At 34.4% G+C, this 22136-nt stretch carries 21 protein-coding genes; 14 read left to right on the top strand and 7 right to left on the bottom strand.

Going from position 1 to position 22136, the window contains the following annotated elements; translation table 11 throughout:
* Positions 1-60 precede the first annotated feature (60 nt).
* The 7 genes from KAOT1_RS22110 to KAOT1_RS17030 all read left to right on the top strand — a co-directional run bounded on the left by KAOT1_RS22110 (position 61) and on the right by KAOT1_RS17030 (position 6272).
* Positions 61-585, top strand: coding sequence for a GNAT family N-acetyltransferase (locus tag KAOT1_RS22110; RefSeq protein ID WP_007096122.1), 525 nt, complete (start codon positions 61-63; stop codon positions 583-585).
* Positions 582-1355: an EI24 domain-containing protein gene (locus KAOT1_RS17055; protein WP_007096121.1), complete on the top strand. Its 774-nt coding sequence runs from the start codon at positions 582-584 to the stop codon at positions 1353-1355. Before KAOT1_RS22110 ends, KAOT1_RS17055 begins: the two co-directional genes overlap by 4 nt.
* 71 nt (positions 1356-1426) lie before the next feature.
* A complete protein-coding gene (locus KAOT1_RS17050) occupies positions 1427-2110 on the top strand; it encodes a hypothetical protein (protein WP_007096120.1) in 684 nt (227 codons plus the stop codon).
* Positions 2111-2184: 74 nt separating this feature from the next.
* A complete protein-coding gene (gene hemF / locus KAOT1_RS17045; RefSeq protein ID WP_007096119.1) occupies positions 2185-3087 on the top strand; it encodes an oxygen-dependent coproporphyrinogen oxidase in 903 nt (300 codons plus the stop codon).
* A gap of 42 nt (positions 3088-3129) precedes the next feature.
* Positions 3130-3561 (top strand): PaaI family thioesterase, encoded by a 432-nt coding sequence (locus KAOT1_RS17040; protein WP_007096118.1) that lies wholly within the window; start codon positions 3130-3132, stop codon positions 3559-3561.
* 192 nt (positions 3562-3753) lie between these two features.
* Positions 3754-5046: an ATP-binding protein gene (locus tag KAOT1_RS17035; RefSeq protein WP_007096117.1), complete on the top strand. Its 1293-nt coding sequence runs from the start codon at positions 3754-3756 to the stop codon at positions 5044-5046.
* Entirely contained in the window at positions 5046-6272 is a 1227-nt protein-coding gene (locus KAOT1_RS17030) for a tetratricopeptide repeat protein (RefSeq protein WP_007096116.1), read from the top strand. Before KAOT1_RS17035 ends, KAOT1_RS17030 begins: the two co-directional genes overlap by 1 nt.
* Here the strand turns inward: KAOT1_RS17030 and KAOT1_RS22105 are convergent.
* From KAOT1_RS22105 to KAOT1_RS17015, 3 genes are all read right to left on the bottom strand, one after another.
* The gene (locus KAOT1_RS22105; RefSeq protein ID WP_007096115.1) at positions 6262-7206 is read right to left on the bottom strand and encodes a hypothetical protein; all 945 of its coding nucleotides are present in this window, start codon (positions 7204-7206) and stop codon (positions 6262-6264) included. The genes KAOT1_RS17030 and KAOT1_RS22105 overlap by 11 nt on opposite strands.
* Before the next feature lie 123 nt (positions 7207-7329).
* Positions 7330-8103 carry a hypothetical protein gene (locus KAOT1_RS17020; RefSeq protein ID WP_007096114.1) on the bottom strand — a complete coding sequence of 258 codons (774 nt, stop codon included), beginning with the start codon at positions 8101-8103 and terminating at the stop codon, positions 7330-7332.
* Positions 8104-8160: 57 nt separating this feature from the next.
* Positions 8161-10824 carry a DEAD/DEAH box helicase family protein gene (locus KAOT1_RS17015; RefSeq protein WP_007096113.1) on the bottom strand — a complete coding sequence of 888 codons (2664 nt, stop codon included), beginning with the start codon at positions 10822-10824 and terminating at the stop codon, positions 8161-8163.
* A gap of 67 nt (positions 10825-10891) precedes the next feature.
* On the opposite strand from KAOT1_RS17015, the gene hemB reads away from it, so the two are divergent.
* The 7 genes from hemB (at position 10892) to KAOT1_RS16980 (ending at position 16018) form a co-directional block, all read left to right on the top strand.
* Positions 10892-11866, top strand: a complete 975-nt coding sequence (gene hemB / locus KAOT1_RS17010) for a porphobilinogen synthase (protein WP_007096112.1) — start codon at positions 10892-10894, stop codon at positions 11864-11866.
* A gap of 9 nt (positions 11867-11875) precedes the next feature.
* Entirely contained in the window at positions 11876-12286 is a 411-nt protein-coding gene (locus tag KAOT1_RS17005) for a c-type cytochrome (RefSeq protein WP_157560165.1), read from the top strand.
* Between the two features lie 8 nt (positions 12287-12294).
* The gene (locus KAOT1_RS17000; protein WP_007096110.1) at positions 12295-12804 is read left to right on the top strand and encodes a DinB family protein; all 510 of its coding nucleotides are present in this window, start codon (positions 12295-12297) and stop codon (positions 12802-12804) included.
* Positions 12805-12939: 135 nt separating this feature from the next.
* Positions 12940-14019, top strand: coding sequence for a CNNM domain-containing protein (locus KAOT1_RS16995; protein ID WP_007096109.1), 1080 nt, complete (start codon positions 12940-12942; stop codon positions 14017-14019).
* A gap of 212 nt (positions 14020-14231) precedes the next feature.
* On the top strand, positions 14232-14717 hold the full coding sequence (locus KAOT1_RS16990; RefSeq protein WP_007096108.1) for a methylated-DNA--[protein]-cysteine S-methyltransferase: 486 nt from the start codon (positions 14232-14234) through the stop codon (positions 14715-14717).
* A gap of 20 nt (positions 14718-14737) precedes the next feature.
* Positions 14738-15265 (top strand): DUF4442 domain-containing protein, encoded by a 528-nt coding sequence (locus tag KAOT1_RS16985; RefSeq protein ID WP_007096107.1) that lies wholly within the window; start codon positions 14738-14740, stop codon positions 15263-15265.
* Positions 15266-15304: 39 nt separating this feature from the next.
* Positions 15305-16018, top strand: a complete 714-nt coding sequence (locus tag KAOT1_RS16980) for a 3'-5' exonuclease (protein WP_007096106.1) — start codon at positions 15305-15307, stop codon at positions 16016-16018.
* Positions 16019-16094: 76 nt separating this feature from the next.
* Here KAOT1_RS16980 and KAOT1_RS16975 read toward each other — a convergent pair whose 3' ends face one another.
* Genes KAOT1_RS16975 through KAOT1_RS16960 form a run of 4 tightly spaced genes read right to left on the bottom strand, consistent with a single transcriptional unit; the run spans position 16095 to position 21848 of the window.
* The gene (locus KAOT1_RS16975; RefSeq protein ID WP_007096105.1) at positions 16095-18308 is read right to left on the bottom strand and encodes a DUF5916 domain-containing protein; all 2214 of its coding nucleotides are present in this window, start codon (positions 18306-18308) and stop codon (positions 16095-16097) included.
* Entirely contained in the window at positions 18305-19726 is a 1422-nt protein-coding gene (locus KAOT1_RS16970) for a DUF3526 domain-containing protein (protein ID WP_007096104.1), read from the bottom strand. The genes KAOT1_RS16975 and KAOT1_RS16970 overlap by 4 nt, the downstream gene beginning before the upstream one ends.
* 2 nt (positions 19727-19728) lie before the next feature.
* The gene (locus tag KAOT1_RS16965) at positions 19729-21135 is read right to left on the bottom strand and encodes an ABC transporter permease (RefSeq protein WP_007096103.1); all 1407 of its coding nucleotides are present in this window, start codon (positions 21133-21135) and stop codon (positions 19729-19731) included.
* Positions 21136-21137: 2 nt separating this feature from the next.
* The gene (locus KAOT1_RS16960; RefSeq protein ID WP_007096102.1) at positions 21138-21848 is read right to left on the bottom strand and encodes an ABC transporter ATP-binding protein; all 711 of its coding nucleotides are present in this window, start codon (positions 21846-21848) and stop codon (positions 21138-21140) included.
* Positions 21849-22136: the final 288 nt, after the last annotated feature.

The raw sequence follows: 22136 nt of genomic DNA, 5'->3' as shown, positions 1-22136 counted from the left end.
TATTCTTGTTGTGAGAATAATGGCTTTTTTGTTTTAACTTAGTGACGAAAATAAAATTACATGCATTCGTCATTTTTTATAGCACTTTTAGCGCCAAAAGATAAAAATTCGCTTTTTGAATTGATTCAGGCGAATGCCAAACGATTGCATCAATATTTTCCAATTACTGCCAAAGAAAATTGTTCGTTAGTTGCTACAGAAATCTATATTGCAACGAAAATGAGAGAAGCTTCCGCCAAGGAAAATTATACCTTTAAAATTGTTGAAAACACTACGCAATTGCCCATCGGATTGCTCATCATTAAAAAAATAGATTGGCAAGAAAAAGTTTGTGAATTTGCCTATTTCATAGATGAAAACCACGAAGGCAAAGGAATTATTTCTAAAGGAATGACACAGCTGATTGCCTATTGTAAAGAAGAATTACACTTAAAAAAAGCTGTACTTCGCAATGGAGAAGATAATCCTAGCAGTTTGCGTATCGCAGAAAAATTTAACTTTACACTGACCAAACGTATCAAAGACGGACATGAAGATTTTCATGGAAATATTATGGACGTTTTACATTTTGAAAGACTATTATGATAAAAAATATATTTAACGGCATTCAAGCTTACTTTAAAGCTTTTACGTTACTTAAAAAACTAAACTTATGGGGATATTTTATTGTTCCTGTCATCATCAGTTTTATTTTGGGTGTGGTTATTCTTTTTATTGCCTATGGTTTATCGGACAATATTGGAAACTTTATTGCCAATATTTGGGGATTTTCGTGGGGAAAAGAAACGGTAACTACTATTAGTCATATTATTGGTGGATTAATTGTAATTGCTTTAGGAATTGTCATCTTTAAGCATACGCTCATGGCAATCGTTTCGCCGTTTATGAGTCCTGTTTCTGAAAAAGTAGAAAAATACCTTCTAGGAAGTGTGTACAAGCAAAGTTCGGGACTCAGAGCGCAAACTTCTGCATTGGCACGAGGAATTCGACTAAATGCACGAAACTTAATAGTGGAAATATTGTGGATTATTCCACTCTTTATCTTTAGTTTTATTCCGCTAATTGGAATTATTTTTGTGTTTCTTATCTTCTTAGTACAAGCCTATTACGCAGGATTTGGAAACATGGATTACACGCTAGAACGTTACTTTTCATATAAAAAAAGCGTCGAATTTGTGCGCAAACATCGAGGAATTGCGATTGGTAATGGAATCGTTTTTATGCTTATCCTATTAATTCCTTTTGTAGGAATTTTAATTGTATTGCCATTATCTGTCGTAGCTTCTACAATAACAACATTAAAGGAATTACATCCTGAAAAATTTAGTAAAAATCAATCGCCAACTTCTGTGTAATCAAAAACAATAAACTTCTATTATAGTATTAGGTGCGCACAAAAGCTAATCAAAATTATTAAAAACACACCATGTACAACATTGAAGACTTTGATGTAAAATCTGAATTAATACGTAAACATTGGAAATTTGTCAATGAAGTTTACGGGTCATTAGTGGAAGCGCTAAAAGAAAATGAATTGGAAACAGAAAAATCTCCTTTGCGAGTCACTTTATTCGATGAAATCTATGATTTAATGCTATTCCATTGGGAAAAAATTTACCCAGAATTTGTACTTCATCCCAAAAAAGATGAAATATTGAACATGTTTCATAAGGCGCAAACTTCTGATTTGCACTTAAATAAACCTTCAAAAAAGACTACAAAAATCTATTCTGTACATTACTATGTATTACAATATTTTTCACTTATAATTGAACCATATCACGAATATGACTTCGATAAATTTGGTGATTTATGCTTAGAAGAAACTGGCGATTTAAATAGATTGCTCCATCAAATTTTTGATACAATTTGGTATGAACTAAAATTGACAGAGAAAACTGGAGAAGACCTATTTTACGACGACTCTGAATTTTATGATACAGAAGTGGCATTATTAACAGATTTTGTGTCTAAATGTTGGAATGAAACCAAGGAAAAAACAAAAATAGATTGTGTAGCAGTTCTTTCAGAATCTACTGCGGCGGATGGAATTTGTCTTTTAGATGAAGATAAAAAACTAGAAGATTTTGATGAAATCAGTGATTTCTAAAAGGTATACATCACAAATTATTTAGTTTACTTTAAACAATATTGGTGTTATCTTTGCTCCTTAAAATAAACCAAATGAAAGACCTTTTTCTAAACTATATTCATCAATTACAAGACAAAATTACCACAACATTAGAAGCAATTGATGGAAAAGCAACATTTCAAGAAGACCTTTGGAAACGTCCAGAAGGTGGTGGCGGACGAACACGTGTTATTGAAAACGGAGCAATTTTTGAAAAAGGTGGCGTAAATATTTCGGCAGTTCACGGCGAACTTCCCGAAGCTTTACGCAAAAACTTTAAGGTTGAACAAGGTGATTTTTTTGCCTGTGGATTGAGCTTAGTTTTACATCCAAAAAATCCGTTCATTCCCACGGTTCATGCCAATTGGCGTTATTTTGAAATGTATGATGAAGAAGGAAACATCGTAACACAATGGTTTGGTGGCGGACAAGATTTGACACCATATTATTTATTTGAAGAAGATGCCACACACTTTCATACCATCTGTAAAACGGCTTGTGATAAACACCATCCAGAATTCTATCCAAAATTCAAAGAAACCTGTGACAATTATTTTTGGAATGCACACAGAAATGAAGCACGTGGTGTTGGCGGATTGTTCTTTGATTACCTAAAAGAAACCGAAGAATTCTCAATGCAAGATCGTTATAACTTTGTCACTGAAATAGGAAATAGTTTCTTGAAAAGTTATGTGCCAATTGTAGAACGTCGTAAAAATTTAGAATACACGCAAGCGCATAAAAATTGGCAAGAAGTACGTCGCGGACGTTATGTAGAATTCAATTTGGTGCACGATCGCGGAACACTTTTCGGACTCAAAACCAACGGACGTATTGAAAGTATTTTAATGAGTTTACCGCCAACGGTTCAATGGAAATACAATCATCATCCAGAAGAAGGAACGGAAGAAGCGAAGTTGATTGAAGTACTAAAAAACCCGAAAGCATGGGTTTAATTTCATTAGCTAGTTCATTATAAAAATCACTAATTTTATACAATGGAACATTACCAAAAATTAGTGCGTATGTATTTAACGTCAAATATGAATACGCAACTTTATGAAAGTACCGAAATGATGGTTGAAGACGAAAAAGCAATCATTAAAATGACGATTGATCCAAAGTATTTTCATGCGTTGGGCGCAATTCACGGTTCGGTATATTTCAAGCTTTTGGACGATGCCGCTTTTTTCGCTGTAAATTCTATTGTAAAAGATGCGTTTGTCTTAACAACTTCCTTCAATATCAACATTATTCGACCTGTTAGTAAAGGTGTGATTACTGCTACAGGAACATTGAAATTCAAATCGCGAAACTTGTTTGTGGCAGAAAGTATTCTCGTAGATGAAAAAGGCAGAGAAATTGCGTTTGGAACAGGAAATTTTGCCAAAAGTAAAATTCCATTAACGGAAGAAATCGGTTACAAATAATACCAAATCTACTATAAAATGGGACTTTAGAAGCGAAGTTGCTTTGACATTATAAAACGCCGCGAATGCTTTGCATAGCCTTAGCTACGGAAATAATTTGTAAGGTATTAGAATGCCAAATGAACGAGTTTATATGTTGCATTTTATAGTAGATTTGGTATAAAGTCAGTATCTTGATAAAAAATTAAACGAATGTTAGAAAGTTTATTAGAAGCATTAAAATTTTCCCCAAATAATATTCCGCTCAAACTTCAAATTGCAAAATTATACATGCAACAAGGAAGTTTCGCGGAAGCTGAACAACAATTGATTGAAGTTATCGATTTGGACGAAAATCACGTAGAAGCTAAATACGAATTGGCAAGTTGCTTTTACAAACAACAAAAAATTACTGCTTCTGAAGTATTATTGGAAGAAATTATAAAAGTACGTCCTGAAAAAAAGTATCTTGAATTGCTGTGCTATTGTCAAATCAATCAAGAAAATTTTAGTGATGCACAAGAAACATATAAAGAAATACTAAGTCTTGATCCAAGTTACAACAACGAAGATTTTGACAATGTGTTAAAAGTAAATACAACCCGCGAACCCGATTTTATCGATGAAGATGGTTTGTCATTCCTTAAAAAACCAACGACTAATTTTGCAAGTATTGGTGGTATGGAAGACATTAAAAAGGAGATTGATCTTAAAATCATCAAGCCTTTAGAACATCAAGATTTATACAAAGCCTATGGCAAAAAAATTGGTGGCGGAATTTTATTATACGGTCCGCCAGGATGTGGAAAAACTCATATTGCGCGTGCAACTGCAGGCGAAATCAACGCAAATTTTATCAACATTGGCATCAATGATATTTTGGATATGTGGATTGGAAATTCGGAGAAAAATTTACATGAAATCTTTGAAGTCGCGCGTGCCAACAAACCTTGTGTAGTTTTTATTGATGAAATTGATGCGCTTGGCGCGAATCGTAACGATGTCAATAAAACTTCGGGAAGATCAGTTATCAATCAGTTTCTAGCAGAATTAGATGGAATTGACGCGGATAATGACGGAATTCTTGTACTTGGTGCAACCAATGCACCTTGGCATTTAGATCCAGCGTTTCGTCGTCCAGGACGTTTTGATCGCATCATATTTGTATCGCCACCAGATGTGGAAGCAAAAGCGGCAATATTCAACATTCACCTCAAAGAAAAACCAACGGAAACCATTGATTATATGGCGTTGGCAAAAGCTGCCAAAGAATTTTCGGGTGCAGACATTCAAGCGGCGATTGATGTTGCTATTGAACGTAAACTAGAAGCTTCTTTCAAAGATGGCATTCCAAAACCATTAAATACCAAAGACATATTAAAAGCAATCAAAAAAGTAAAACCAAGCACGAAAGAATGGTTTGTATCTTCTAAAAACTATGCGTTGTACGCCAATGATAGCGGATTATATGATGATATTTTAGCCTATTTAAAAATCAAAAAGTAATGGAATCAAAAAATCATCAACGCGGTGTACAATTGTTCGAATTAGGACGTTTTCAAGAAGCTATTACGTATTTGACACAAGCCGTTTCTGAAAGTGTTCACAATTACGCGAGCAAATACTATTTGGCTCTTTGCTTTTTTAACATTCAGGACTACGATAAATCTTCAAAAGTGCTTGATGAGTTATTGCATGAAACACCAAACGAAGGGAATTTATTCTTCCTAAAAGCGCAAATTGCTTCACGGAGAGAAAATATCTATCACGCATTGCAATTGGTAAACAAAAGTATTGAGTTAGATCCGTATCAAGCAGATTATTTCGGATTTAAAGGCGCGTTATTAATGGATAAAAAAAAGTTTGAACAAGCTTTACATTTTGTCAATGAAGGTTTGCAACTCGATCCAAAAAATACAGCATGTTTAAACATTCGTGTGCGTTTGCTTACCAAGCTCAATCGAAAGGAAGAAGCCAATGAAACTGTAGAGCATATTTTATACGATAACGCAGAAGATGATTATGCACACGCCAATGTAGGTTGGGTTTCATTGGAAAATGGCGATACTGAAAAAGCTTTGCATCATTTTAAACAAGCTTTACAACTCAATCCAAACATGCAATATGCGCATGAAGGTATGGCAACAGCTTTAAAATCGAAGAACTTTTTGTACAAATGGTATTTAAAATATGCCTTTTGGATGAGCAAACAATCGTCTCAAAATCAATGGATTTTTATCATTGGTTTGTATGTGGCGTATCGTGTTGGAATCAAATTATTACGAGCTTCCGATTTGACTTATCTAGTCATTCCGTTAGTCATTGTATACTTGATTTTCGTTCTTGGCGGATGGATTATGGAATCGTTATCCAATACCATTTTATTGGCAGATTCTTATGGAAAATATTTGCTTACAGACAAAGAAAAATATAGCGGTTACGCTTTTGGTGGATTGACACTTGCAGGAATTTTGGGAGTTGTCGCCTTTTTCATCACTGGAAATCAACTTTTTATGCTGTTAGGATTTACCTTTTTCTGTGCATTATTACCTTTACCAGGATCATTTTTAAAAGAAAGCAAAAAAGCGCAACTCACTGGACTTTTCTACGGAATTGCCATGCTTTGCGTTGGAATTTTTGGAACTTTATTCACCAACGATGTAATGCTCGTTGGTGGTATTGTATTGGGAATGATGGTCGTATATACGTGGATTTTTAATTTTATTTCGTAGGCTTATCTACTAAAATATACAAACCTGCTTCGGCTTCTTTTCCGTATATAGCCACAGCTGCTGCTCTTTCAAAATACATTACATCCTTATTTTCTAAATTACAACTACTTTTCTTTCCATATTGTGCTTTTCTAAAGTCTTTATAACTGATTCGCTTCTGGTTTTGAAGAATTACAGGATCTTTTTCTACATAATGTCCACCAATACCACCAAGAATGTATACTATTGGCGTTGCTTCTATAGTGTATTCTGAACTTATTTCTTCTTTAGACAATACATAATCTTTTGTATCATAGACACGAATATCTCTTTTACCATCTTCTGATTTTTCCACATTATATGTCACTCTAATCACGTTAGCATCGTCTATACAATCTACAGGAATTTCTAAAGAAAATGTTCCATCTTCCAGACTATGTGTGGTGAGTATTTTTTGAACTGTAACCAATGTAATTTTAGCATTTTTTACAGGCTTTCCTTCTTGAGAATCTTTTACATTTCCTTTAAAAGTTATAAAATCATCTGACGTTGTTGGAGTCGATTTTGTTTGATTTCGTTTGATCTTTGAGGTTGAAGATAACTCGGTGTTTTGAACAAATTCTGTGGGTACTTTTTCATTTTGTGCGTACGCTGTATTGCCAATGGCTAAAGTAGAAGCTAGCAAAACGGTCGCTGCAATATTTGAATATGGAAGCTTATAATTTTTCTGAATTTCAAGATCAATTAACGGAGTTTCCAATTGTGTTTTGGTCAATCGTGCGCAAATTTCTCCTTTTGACTTTTTAATTTTTTCTGAAATTTCTAATGTACTTAATTCCGTAAAATCGATCACATTTTTAGCGCAAACATCACAGAAACTACCTTTTTCGTTCGGTTTCATAGTGTCCCATTGTTCGCTACAAGCTTTGTTGAGTTTTAGAAATTTACTTTTCATAATGCGTCGGTTTTTAATGTTAATATTTGGAAGTTAGTTAATTACTAACGGAAATCATCAAGAAAAATTTTGCTTTTCATTCGAAATATTTGCATCAAAAACGATACCATTTACTTTCTAATACTATTGCTGAATCACTGTCCAGTCTTCTTCCAATTTTTTAATTAATAAAATATTCTTTTCAACATATTTCTTTTTGCCTTTTATAATGATCGTCATATCTGCGTTTCCAACGGTACCATATTGATCTTTATGAATGCTCATGCTACCTTTGGGAAGAAAAGAGAAAGATTCAATTTCACCAATCTCAGAAATTAACTCTGAATCCTTTTTTAGATAATTTTTAGCAGCGATAAATGCGTTACTATTGAATATAATCGTAGTGATTAAAATTTTAAAGAAAATAGTACCACACAACACGACTATTACTGCATAGCAAAAGATTTTATTTAACTGATTTTCAATACGAAGACTTATGTCTTCTGAAAAAAACTTAACCAATGCAATTAACAACAATACAAATCCAACAGATGTACTTTCCCAGAAAAAATAAATATGAAATAACCTTGCAAAATACCCAAATCCAATCAGAAGTACTGAAAGTAGAAAAAATACTTTTAAAGGTATTCCAATATTTTTGAATAATTCAGAATAATGCTCTTTAAGAGAAATTTTCTCTTTTTTTTCAACAAATTGTTGATCCTCCTTTTTAATTAGTAATTTTCTACCTTTCGTCAGCCAAAGAACTGGACCAATGAAAGCGATCATAGAAATTAAAATCCATTTTGGTTTTGAATCATTAAAGTCATTACTCAAAATTTTAACAATCGCAATAAAAGTAATAATTAAAGAGCTGAAACTAATTATAAAAATTAGTAGAAAAAATAATATTTGCATAAGTTGATATCTAGTTTTCAATCAAAATTAGCTGATTCTCATCAAATAAAACAAAAATCACTTCCAAATCACTTCTTTCTTCGTGTTATTTTTGAACATATTGGTTACATGAAACAATCGTGCTTTGATGAGTAATTTTCTTCCTTCAACTGTTCGGGTAAAATGCATTTTTGCGCCGCTAACATTTGCCCGCCAATGCTTTAAAAACACAGTAGCTTCTTCCTTTTTCCCGCCAAAAATAGTAGGAACTGGATAGTAATGTTGCCAATCGGTCACTTCACCAAAAAGCGCTGTTTTTTCAATAATATATCGCGGATTTTCCACAGGATCTAGAATTTCCTGCAAGGCTTTTACAAACAGTGAACTTTCTACGCGTGTGGCTCCATGAATATTACAAAGGGTTCCGCCTTCATATACTGTTTCTGAAGTAATACGAATTTCAGAAAGATTCGTCGTAATATAACCGAGTTCGTGTAGCGAATGTAATACTGTTTTTCCTATTTCGTCAATCTTATCATGAACAAAACGCGACTGTTGAAAGGTTCTAATATTTTTAAAGATTTTAAATCCTAAAAAGATTCCCAATATCGCAACCAAACTATAAAAGGAATAGATAATTCCAGGTGGCAAAGTACTGAGTATGGTTTGCAAATAAATTTCTCCTGCAACCACCAAAACGCCCAAAGAAATTTCCGCAGAAATATAGGTTGCCAAATTTCGTCGATAGACTTGTTTGCGTTTTACTTCCAATTTCGGTTGCTCAGTAAAATATTGTATTTCGGTTGTCAGCACGTTTCCTTCTCCTATCGCAGTTTCCCAAATGGTTTTGATTTCTTTTCTTTTTGCCGCTTTCGCGAAAGTACTTTGGTTTACATTTTGAATGATTTCACGATCAAACGTCATCGGCAATGCCAAACGACCAATTCCTGTGCCGATATAAATGGGTTCTGTATTTGAAATACCTACGAAAGCATGAAAACGACGTACCAATTTCTCTAGATCGTCTCCGCCATCGTCCACTGTTGGATCAATACACGCCAAGTGCCAAATATTACTCACTTTGCTCGGATTTCCTTCTTGTGAACGAATGGCACGACCGCGCATTTGATTGGAAGAAACATACGAACCCACAAAAGATGCTAAAATCAAACTATTGATGGCTGGCGAATCCCAACCTTCACCCAATAATGATTTTGTTCCGATCAATACGTTAATATGTCCGAGTTCAAAAAGTTTGGTAATATCGGCAACCAAACTAGATTTTACTTTTGTGTTTATCGCAATTATTACAAATCTATCATCGTAATCCAACGATTTATAAGTGTAGTTTTTTTCTGGATGAAATTCATTTAAAATTGACAAACAATCTTTTGGAATAATCACTATGGTTCCAGAAAGTACGCCGATGGAATCAATACGTTTTAAAGAAGTTCGCAAATATTGAAAAATTGGCAAAACTCCTAATTGATTTACCGCATCAATATGTGTAAATTTTAAAAATTCTTTCCTGATGTAATCGGTCAAAATTACCGCGCGCAATTCGGTATCTAGGTTTCGGTATTCTTGTTGTACAATGTCTACAATACTTTGTAATTTACTCGGACTGTTTGCCAAGGTTTTATATAATTGATTGTCGCCAAAAAATTGCACACGTTTCTTTTGAAGCATTCCGTTACGACGCAAATGATTTTCTAGCTTTTGTAAATATTCTTCGTGTTGCGGCAACTGTTCTCGATCTGCAAACAAAATTTGCTGTATTAAAAATTCAATCCAATCATTCGTCAATTTTGGCAACAATCCTTCCTGACTTTTATCAAATCCTAAAACTTCAAATACATACGGATTGATCTTTTTGCCAACTGCATCTAGAAAAATTAAAATGCTCGACAAGTAACTTGGCTCTTTGTAAATGGCTTCCAAATGATCGTCGGTTGCTGATAAAAAACGATGTGTTTCTAGCAAAAATAAAAACTGCTCGTCTGTTTTTAATTGCAAAACAAAATCAGCAACTTTTTCACGATAACCTTCAATTGCGCTGACTTCTTCCTGATTTGGTTCAGAAAAATAAATATAATCTTGATGCGGACATAAATCACCTTCTTTCACCAAATCGGGCACGGCGATTTCTTCATCAATTGGTCCGCACAATTCAAAATAGCGAGATAATTCTTGATCGGTACTATCAATTGGTGGCGTTGCTGTTAGCGCAATTGTTGTCAACTTTCGATCATCCTTCAGCGCAAACAAACATTTCCACCATTCATTCTTCAAATGATGTGCTTCATCCAATACCACAGCTTCAATTCCGTAGGTTTCAAAAAAGACTAAAAAATCTTCTTTTGTTTCAAAGGTTTTGTAAAACGCATGTAAGGATTGGTAAGTGACGAAGGTAAGTGATGCAGGCTTTTTTAAATTAAAAGAAAAATCCGCGAAAGCGTTATCGTTTGTAAAAAAAGACAACAATCGATCTTTCCACTGATTCCGAATTGTCAACGTTGGCGCAAATACAATCGTTTTCTTTTGCACTCTGCGGAGCATTTCTAAGCCAAGAATCGTTTTTCCAGATCCTGGCGGAGCAACCACATGCAAATGATTGTCATTGAGATGTGTGTCAAAATGCGCTAAAAATTGCTCTTGATAATTTCGCCATGAAAATTGAAATTGTAAGGTTTCAAAAGGCGAGTTTGAGATGACTTTCGGTGTATTGGTTGTATTATTCATTATCTTTGCGACATCTAAAATAGAAAAGATATTTTAGATGTCTCGATTTATTTTTAAATAAGAATTTATGTTTCCACTTCGAAGAAATAGACGTTTACGTACCAATGCTGCCATTCGCGGTTTGATAAGAGAAAATAGCATTACTGCCAACGATTTTTTAGTGCCACTTTTTGTGGTTGAAGGCAAAGGTGTAAAGGAAGAAATTCCGTCAATGCCCAATTACTATCGACATAGTTTAGATACGTTAGTTGACGAACTAAAATTGTTATGGAGTTTAGGATTGCGATCGGTTTTACTGTTTGTAAAAGTGCCAGATAATTTGAAAGATAATAAAGGAACTGAAGCCTTAAATCCGGAAGGTTTGATGCAACGCGCTATTAAAACGATTAAAAATACCTGTCCCGATATGATTGTCATGACTGATGTGGCACTAGATCCGTATTCTTCTTTTGGACATGATGGCATTGTGGAAGATGGAAAAATTATCAATGATGACACCGTAGAAGTTTTAGCAGAAATGAGCGTTTCGCATGCAGAAGCTGGAGCCGATTTTGTTGCACCAAGTGATATGATGGACGGACGCATTTTAAGTATTCGTGAAGCCTTAGAAGATGAAAACTTTACCGATGTTGGCATTATGAGTTACAGCGCAAAATACGCATCTGCTTTTTACGGACCGTTCCGTGATGCACTCGATTCTGCACCTGGTTTTGGCGATAAAAAAACTTACCAAATGGATCCTGCAAATCGTTTTGAAGCACTGCGTGAAACTGAAATGGACATTGACGAAGGCGCAGATATTGTGATGGTAAAACCTGGAATGGCATATTTAGATATTGTACGTGACGTGAAGAATGAATTTGATGTACCAGTTGCCGTATACCAAGTAAGTGGCGAATATGCAATGATAAAAGCAGCGGCCGAAAAAGGTTGGCTAAATCACGATCAGGTAATGATGGAATCGATGATGGCATTCAAGCGCGCTGGCGCAGATATGATTGCGAGTTATTTTGCCAAAGATGTTATTAAATTATTATCGTAACTTTTACGTGTGAAAGTTGCCTTTTCCATATTTATATGTATCATTCTTGCAGGTGCAACGATGTTGTTTTATGTGAATACGCAAGAACTAGAAAAATTGGCTGCTGCCAAACCAGTTGGTGTTTGTGGAGTTGTATATCCTGAATGGTATAATGATCCGAATGATGAAAAATCAATAATAGGACGTGATTTATTTAAAGCAAAATGCGCAGCCTGTCATAAATTAGACGCACTTTCTACAGGACCAGCATTACGTGCTGTAAATAATCGTTCTCTTGAAGAAGGAAAAAATATTGATTCTTTTTTTAAAGTTCGCAAAGCTGCTTATCTATCGATATTAAAAAGTAAGGAACGGAAATGTTTAATTTCACCTAAAATTACTGACGAAGACATACAATCTATTTTATATTACACGAATTAAGATCACCTATGAAAAAATATCTTTTGCTACTTTTTTTAGTTGCGAGTTTATTCGCGAAAGCACAAGACACACCAATTTCTGCTTTTTTGGAAAAATGGGAGAATTCTAAAAATTATTTGGTAGAAATTGCAGAAGCAATGCCAGAAGACAAATACAATTACAAACCTACGGAGCGTCAAAAAACCTTTCGTGACCAGTTGTTACACATCAAAGGAAATATGGATTGGCTGAGTACTACTTATTTTTCAAAGGAAAAGAAAAAGGATGCTGAAAAACCAAGTTATACTACCAAAGCGGAAGTGATTGCCGCGATCAAGGAAGCATTCGATAACACTTCAACCATTATCAAAAAGGCTTCTCCAGAGGAATTAAAAGAAATTGTGGAATTCTTCGCAGGTCCAAAAACCAAATTACAGATTTTAAATTTATTGCAAGATCATGTAACACATCACAGAGGACAATTGATTGTGTATTTGAATTTGAATGATGTGAAACCGCCAAAATATCGTGGTTGGTAATTATTTCACTGTAAAAACAAGTCAGATATCGAAGAAAATCATCGAAAAAACAGAAACTTAGCATATTCAGATGCTTATCTCAAAACATTATACAAAATATTAGCTAAATTCGCCATATACAATTTTTAAAATACCATGACACTATTAATATTATACGGATTAGTTTCTATCTTCTTTTCATTTTTATGTTCCATCTTGGAAGCTGTGTTACTCAGTGTAACGCCAACTTTTGTAAACATTAAGAAAAAGGAAGGAAAACCTTATGCAGATGCGTTAAAAGCATTGAAAAAAGATGTAGATAAACCTTTAATTGCTATTCTTACCTTAAATACTATTGCGCATACTGTTGGTGCGATTATGGTAGGTACGGAAGCAAAAAAATTATATGGTGACGAAGATAGTTACGGCGTTTTTATTATTTCGGTAGTGATGACGATTTTAATTTTGGTTGCTTCCGAAATTATTCCAAAAACAATTGGTGCTAAGTATTGGAAACAACTCGCAAATTTTACCACGAAAACACTCGGGATTATGGTGCTTATTTTAAAGTATTCTGGAATTCTGTGGATTTTACAATTATTTACCAAAATTATTGGCAGTAAAGGTCATGGAGAAAGTATTTTGAGTCGTGAAGATTTTAGTGCAATGGCGGAAATTGCTACAGATAAAGGTGTTTTTCAAGAATCTGAAAGTAAAGTGATTCGTAATTTGTTAGGCTTTAAAGATATTCTTGTAAAAGATATCATGACACCACGATCTGTATTGAAAATTGATACTTCTGAGAAAACGATTCAGGAGTTTTTTGATGAAAACCCAGACTTGAAATTTTCACGAATTCCAATTCACGGAGAAAAAGCAGATGATATTATCGGTTATATTTTGAAAGATAAGATGATGGAAGCAATTATTCGTGGAAAAGGCGATCAACCATTATCTTCTATAAAGCGAGATTTATTGGTTACCGATCGTAATTTACCAATACCGGAATTATTTGAAAAATTGATTGAACACCGCGAACATATTGCATTAGTTGTTGACGAATACGGTTCGGTAAGTGGCTTGGTAAGTCAGGAAGATGTGATTGAAACCTTACTTGGATTGGAAATTATGGACGAAAGTGATAATGTAGCTGACTTGCAACAACTAGCACGTAAAAGCTGGGAAAACAGAGCAAAAAAGTTAGGATTGATTGAAAAAAATAACCCAGAAGAATAAATCGACTGGGCATTTATCATTGGTAAATTTTTTACTCAAATCACCAACTACTAACAACTTTCTTTTGTGCGAATTGCACTTTATAAAGCTACAAATTTTTGTTGAAATTTCAGCTAAAAATAAAAACTATTCGCGCACAGTAAAGCTATGAAAAAAATGTTCTTCATCCGCGATTATAATTGTTTTATCGATGAAGCATGCCTTTTAGCCCGATGAATATACATACAACACATATTGAAACTCCTTTAGGAATTGCAAGAATAGTTTCTAGTGATGTAGGCATTCTTTCAATTTCTGTTTTAGATGATAAATCAACTGTTTCAAACTCAGAAATTATTCCACCAATACTACAAGAATGTATCACACAACTCAAAGAATATTTTGAGGGAAAACGCACTGATTTTGATTTGACTTTAGCACCTGAAGGAACTGATTTTCAACAAAGAGTTTGGAAAGAACTGAACAAAATTCCGTTTGGAAAAACCTGTTCGTATTTGGAGCTTTCTAAAAAGCTGGGCGATGTCAAAGCCATTCGTGCGGTAGCTTCAGCTAATGGAAAAAATCCGTTATGGATTGTCACACCGTGTCACAGAGTTATAGGAAGTGATGGTTCGCTTACAGGGTATGCTGGCGGATTGTGGCGAAAAAAATGGTTGCTTGCGCATGAAAGTCCTGTAAAACAACAATCGCTTTTTTAAATTAAAGATTCACAAAAAATATGTATAGAATTGCTACCAACTTCTTAAAAAAATTCATGTCTACTGCGGCAATTTTTAAATACGGATTCAATCTGTCGCCCATGTATCGTCGTACGACTGCGCGTGTTGTTCACATTACAGATGACATGAAAAAAGTACGAATTAAAGTTCCATTGAGTTATAAAAACAAGAATTATGTAGGTGCCATCTTTGGTGGAAGTATGTTTGCTGCAACCGATCCAATTTATATGATTCAACTCATGCAAATTTTGGGAGAAACCTATGTGGTTTGGGATAAAGCAGCAACTATAAATTACAAACGTCCTGCGAAAGAAAACTTATTTTGTGATTTTATCATTACAGATGAAGAAATTGAAGCAATCAAAAAACAAGTCGCAGCAACCCACGAAATGACGCTTGAAAAGACAACGTATTTAAAAAATACTAATGAACAGATTTTTGCAGAAGTGATAAAAACCTTATATATTGCTGAAAAGTCTTTCTACAAAGAAAAGCTTTTAAAACGTAAACAAGCGATGTCTTCCTAGTACAATCTTACCCTCATAAACGTACTAAAACAAAGACAAATGTTACAGAAAATTAATTTAGAAAACGTATTGTTTCTCGATATAGAAACCGTGCCTGAGTATCCTTATTTTGACGATTTAGATACCGAAGAAAAAACGCTTTGGGAACAGAAAACGAAATATCAACGTAAGGAAGAATTTACGCCTGAAGAATTTTACGACCGTGCTGGAATTTGGGCAGAATTTGGTAAAATCATCTGTATTTCTGTGGGTTATTTTGCGAATAAAGGCGATCTCAGACAATTTCGAACGACTTCTTTTCATGGTGAAGAAGAACAATTATTGCGTGAGTTTAAAGCGCTTTTAGAAACACATTTTAATAGACCTCATCATTTGTTGTGCGCACATAATGGAAAGGAATTTGACTTCCCTTACATTGCACGTCGCATGATTATCAACGGAATTACCTTGCCTTTTAAATTAAATCTTTTTGGAAAAAAACCTTGGGAAATTGCACATTTAGACACGATGGAATTGTGGAAATTTGGTGATTACAAACATTATACTTCGTTGCGTTTGATGACAAAGGTATTGGGAATTCCTTCGCCAAAAGATGATATTGATGGCAGTCAGGTGCGCAATGTTTTTTATGAAGAAGGTGACATTGATCGAATCATTACGTATTGCGAAAAAGATGTTGTCGCAGTAGCACAAATTTTACTCAGATTGCGCAATGAACGTTTGTTGGATGAAGATGAATTGCTACATGTTTGAGAATTGAATTGAATAATAGGCCTTCTCCAAAACATATTGTGGTATGTATGAAAAAAGCCTAGTTATCCTCCTTTTATTAAAACTGCTTTAAGAAAGTAATTTTACTAATGAACTGTCTTGTTTGTAACGTAGGATCAAATACATCTGTTTGTATTTCGTTAAATACCAAATAGATAAATGATAACGGCATGTATTCCCAGCTTAATCTCAAATTCCAACGTCCTTGTTCATCAAAACTATTGTATTGATAAAAACTTGAAAATTGTACTCTTGGATTTAAGGCTAGTCGTAAATTTGCCGTGTACAAATCTGTATTCAAATTTTCATTTTGAATACCAAGACTATTAATGTTGTTATGCTCATAATTTGCCGTAAATGAAATATTGGGCATTGGAGCATAACGCAAACTCGCTTTTAACGTGTTTCGAGTACCGTTGTAAAAATCACCAAAATCATAACTTACAGATGCTGATAATTTTTTAGATTGATCGGTATTGTAACGTGTTAAAAATCGTGTGTATTTATATTTTGATTCTTCAATAGTGATTCCGAGTGGCGCAAAATTAAAGTTGATATTTTGCCATGTTGGAGTTAGTGATGCTTCAAAGAAACTATTGTCTTTAAACCACATAAAGATTGGGAATATGTAGATACTTGCCTGTTGAAAATTACCAAAATCTTTTAAATCGTGGTAATAGTTTACAAAAGCTCCTGGATCCCAACGCCTGATAAAAGGCAATGATTTTGGGCGTAAAATAGCATAACCTCCAGGACTGTGATACATTAGGTTTTTTTGAAATACAAATCCCATATCGGGTGTGTATTCTTCACTGATAAAAATATTTACGTATCCCATATAGTAATCGTTGGTACGTTTTCCTGCAAAAACGCGCCCTGCATATCCCAAACCGCCAATTTCGCTATCAATAGAAGTTGAGAGTAAGTAGGAAAGTGTGACTTCGTTTTTGGGACGAATTAAACCGTCTACCGTGATTGTGGTGTTTGTTGCATTATCAATATTAGAAGCACTAAAACGATCGTCTAAACGTGTGGTAAGCATTGCACCAAAATTATTTTCTTTGCTGTAATTTTTTGTGTATCTCGCCACTCCAAAAGTGCTACCACCAGATTCGTCCGTTTTTCGTTGTCGTACTGCCATTGCCGCAATGGTTGATTTTTCATCGCGATTGGTATATCGCGCTCCAAAATCTAACGGAGCTGGTTGTGCATTAAAGCTGTTGTCTAAACCAATAGTTCGACTAAAAAAAGGTTTTAGTTGAAAGTTGTCGCTTCCTGCCCAAATTCCTGAATTTTCTAAGAAAAATTGTCTTCGTTCTGGAAAAAAGATATTAAATCGTTCCAAATTGTTTACCGCTCTATCTACATCTGCTTGTGCAAAATCGGTATTAATGGTTAAGTCGAGCACCGTTTCTGGATTGATAACCCATTTGACGTCTCCACCTACTTTTGGTTCACTTAGTTTGTTGGTAATTACATTGCCTTCTTTGTTTTCATCATATTGATATAAAGCATACGGTTCTACACGTATGTTGGCAGAAGGCGGCGGCACTTCCAAGCCTGTGAGTTTTGCTGCATAGGTCATTCTATTTTCAGAGAATGATTGTGGAATGGCTGGAAAAACCGTTTTTTCAAAATCTTTACGTGCCAATCTGTAAAAGGTAATTCCCCAAGAAACAGGTTTGCCATCTACAGGTTTGTCATAACGAATTGACTTGAAAGGAATGGCAAATTCTGCATAATATCCTTTCGCTGTTCTTTGTGTACGCACATTCCAAAGTGCATTCCAGTTTGTGTCTGTGATGCGATCGTTAAAATTCTGTAAATCCAATTGATTTCCATACGGAGTTGTTTGGAAAGATACTGCATATTGTTTCGTGTTTTGTGCATCTATTTGAATTCCGAAGACATCATTTTCACTCGTGTTAAAATCTCTCCTAAGATCTTGTATACGTATTCCCTTTTTTCCTTCTGCATCTTTTGCGAATACACCAATGTAGAGGTTTTTTTCATCAAAAAGTATGCGTACTTCAGTTTCATTTTTTATGGTTTCTCCCTGTACAGGTTCCACCTTAAAAAAGTTTGTGATCGGTTTTGCTTTGCTCCATGCTGCTTCGTCTAAAAGTCCATCTAGCACAATTTTACTCGTAATTTTTGTCGCTTCAATTTCAACAGGAATTTCTGGAGGCGAAAAATTTGTAGTATTCGCTTCTTGTGCTTGCAAAAAACATGTAAATAATAAAAGTAATATTGAAATTGATCGAAGTATCATTCTGTTACAGTTAAGTATTTCATAGGTTTTAGAATAAATACAAATGCAACAATGATGAAACTAATGGCGAGCAAGCCTAAAATTCTTAAGTAACCAACTTCATTTTTGTAAGTGTATGTAAAAGAGGGAAGTTTTTGATAATCACTTTTTTTGAATTTTTGATTGTTGAACATGTAAGTAATGAAGAAGTTTCTCCATTCTTGAGCAAATTCTAAACTTTGATGCCTAAAGTTTTGATAGTCTTTTTCGGAAGTTCCTGCTAAATCATTTAGTGCATTTTGAACAGTTAACGCAGGCGACAACCAACTGAATGTATGTACCCACTGATGCTGATGTTCTAGTTGTGTTTCAAACTTTTCTACCACCGGACTTAGCTCTTCTTTTACCAAGTTTTGTGTTGCCATGTATCTGTGGTAAAAATTTCGCGTTTGGGTACTATCATTAATGGCATATTCAGGATGATCTCTTAAATAATTATCCAAAATTTCATCTTGTTTTTTAGTTGCTTCTGCTTTGAGCGTTCGCATTTGATTTAGCATTAATGTACGTGATGGAATTGGATATAACGTATTACTCTGCTGATTTAAGATAGAAGGAGACAAGAGTACAAAGAATACCCAAAAACCTATAAGTGCAATGGCGTTTTTTGCCGAACTACGAATCCAAATGTTTGTCGCAAATGCCAATACAAACCAAAATAACGCATATACTAAGATGTAGCTTAACAATACTACTAATGAAGTCCATCCTGTAGCAAAATTAAATTTGAAAATGGCAAAGACAATTACTAATGTTACAATGATACACAAGAGCAACCAAAAAAAGCGCAATCCTAATTTTTGCAATACCCAAACTCTGATACGAATTGGTTGAGAAGCCAAAAGTTTTAGTGTTCCGCTTTCTCGCTCAGAAGCTAACACGTTGAAAGAGAATGCGATGATTAATAAAGGCAATAGGTAAATAATTACAAATGCCAAATCAAAACTTCCAAAGAGTAATTGTACCGGACTTGTCATTTCAGTATAGCTTAAAGATAGATCGTCTCCTGTAACCGTAGGTTTTACATAGTGTACAAATAAATCTGATTGTCCTGTTGCTATAAAAGCGGTTGATTTTGCTGGCATATTTACAACTCTCGATAAGGAGTTTCCAACCACAACTGCTCTTGAAGGCAATCGCCATCTTGATACGCTAACTTCCAGTCCTTTTTCGAGAGAATCTAATACGCTTAATGTTTCTGTTTCTTGCGATTTTAATTCTGTGATTGCCGCAGTAATATTTGCCTGACGTGTTTCTACTTTTTGAACGCCGTTGTAAACCGCAAATCCGAAAAGTAACAATAATAGTATGCTAAGCAATTGAATCCATCGATTTCGGATCAATAGTAGCCATTCATATTTAAAATTATATTTTAACATTTTTAGAGCGATTTAGTGGTGAAAAACAACAATGTAAAAGTTCCAACAAGCCATATCAACATGATAACAACACTAGAAGTATTTGTTTTGATTGTTTCTGATAGTGATGGTGGTTCGTAGTTAAATTTTGGTAGTTTTTTCCAAAATTCTGCATCTGCTTTAAAATCCCATTCTCCATATTTTGATTCTTTGGCAAAATGGTCATTGAGAAACTTTTGACTTTCAATACGATAGTTTTCTGCGGCATCTGAAAAATCCCAATGTGTGTTGTAATCTGTCTTCGCAATTGCCATACTTAAAAATCGTGTAGGTAAGTACGGAGAAATTGCTGCTAGTTTTTGGTAAATGCTACTTTGATTTCCGTACTGCGTTTTTAAATAGTTGTAATGCTTAAAGTAAATTTCAGCTTCGTGTTCTTCTCCTTTTTGCATTCGGTACGCATCGTAATTAAATGGTAATTGACTTAAACTGTCTACTCCATATTCTTTTAAAGTGTTTTCTTCTAGTTCTTTGGCGGCTTTGCTCCACGGATTGTGACCATCCAATCCTTGTTTTTTATCTTGCGCAATGTTTTCACTGAATTCTTGCCTTGTCGGATACGGATATTTGTATTCTGCTAGATTGCTCGCTACTTTAGGCAACACCAAGCAGACTAAAATCCAAACGCTTAATGATAGTACTAATGAAATTCCCGATTTTTTGACAGATGCAGATATGATTAATACTAAATTGATAAAGATGGCATAATACACCATATATGTACCAAAAAGTGTGAATAGTGATGACCAACTAAAAACGCCAAAATCTGGCAAACTAGAAAGTAAGATTCCTGTAAGTATGAATAGCAAAAATGCTAGTATGAATATAGGTAAAAAAATAGCAAGCCACTTTCCTAAGACTATTTTCCAACCAATTGCACCCTGACTGTTTAGCAATGTAAGCGTACCTCTTTCTTTTTCTTTGGTAATGCTATTGTATGCTACTAAAATGAGCAGTAGCGGAATGATGAATAATAGAATAAAATCTGGCGTTAAATCTCCAAAACGTGCCAAACCTGTTTGATCGGAAGCGGCTACGAATTGTGCTTCATTTCGTTTGTGAGCTTCTAAAAAGATGGAAGTTCCTGTGTATTTATCAACTCCTTGATCTATTAAAGATAACGGGTATTTCGGCTTGAATGCATACGTTCCATAATGCGCCGCAGAATGTGGATTTTTTTCTCCTTGATTATCCCAAATTTCTCTTTCTGTAGTATTTGCTTCAAGGTATTGCTCGTTTATACTTTGATAGTGTTTTGTGCTAATAAAGGTAGCAATCGCCGTTAAAAGTAATACAATGATGAAAGCAATACGAACACGACCATCTCGCCATAATTCTTTGGTTTCTTTTTTGAATGTATCTATTACCATGACTATAGTGAATTATAAGACATTGTTTCTAAGTAACTATCTTCTAGCTCTTTCAGTGAAAGTTCATCAACTGACCATTGGTGTTTTAACTGTCCATCTTTCATAACTCCAATAGTGGTGGCTACTTCTTTGGCTCTGAATAAATCGTGTGTCGCCATTAAAGTCGCAACTCCTTTTTGTCGTAGTTTTTGTAGTAATTGTCCAAATTCATTACTTGCTTTTGGATCGAGTCCAGAAGTAGGTTCATCCAATAATAATACTTTAGCATCTTTGGCTAAGGCAATAGCAATTCCTACTTTTTGTCGCATTCCTTTGGAATATTTGGAAACTGATTTATGAAATGCTGATGTTTGCAATCCTGCTTCTGTTAGAAATGCTTCCAATTCTTCTTTGTTGAATTTTTTATTGGCTATTCCTGAAAAATAATCAAGATTTTCTACCGCCGTTAAACTTGGGTATAACATTAAGTTTTCTGGAATGTATGCCAAGTAGTTTTTTGTAAGCTTTGGTTGTTCAACAACGTTAATATCATTTATAAAAGCACTTCCAGAAGTAGGTTTTATAAACCCTAGAAGCAGATTGATGGTAGTCGTTTTTCCTGCTCCATTAGCTCCTAAGAGGCAATAAATTTCACCTTCTTTTACTTGTAAGCAAAGTGAATCTAAAGCAGTTAAATCTCCATACGTTTTGGTAAGGTTATCTATTAGTATCATAAATATTGGTATTAAATAGTGACCCTTTTATCACATTGATTTGCAATGTAATAAAGCGTTTTTGTGAATTATGTTTGTTGAGAAATGGATAGGAAGCTCAAAAAACGAATACATACTTTGATGCTTTCCAATATACTTGTAGCATCTTATAGGTACTCAATGAATTGAATTACAAAAATTTTATCCTATACTATGTGCAACCGATGGCGGTGGCTTGTTGAAGAATTGACTAGAGTGATATGCTCTAATTATAGGATTTTTATATAATATTATGATAGGTTTGTGAGC

The organism is Kordia algicida OT-1, assembly GCF_000154725.1.
Lineage (GTDB): Bacteria > Bacteroidota > Bacteroidia > Flavobacteriales > Flavobacteriaceae > Kordia > Kordia algicida.
This window is presented reverse-complemented; position numbering and strand designations above follow the sequence as displayed.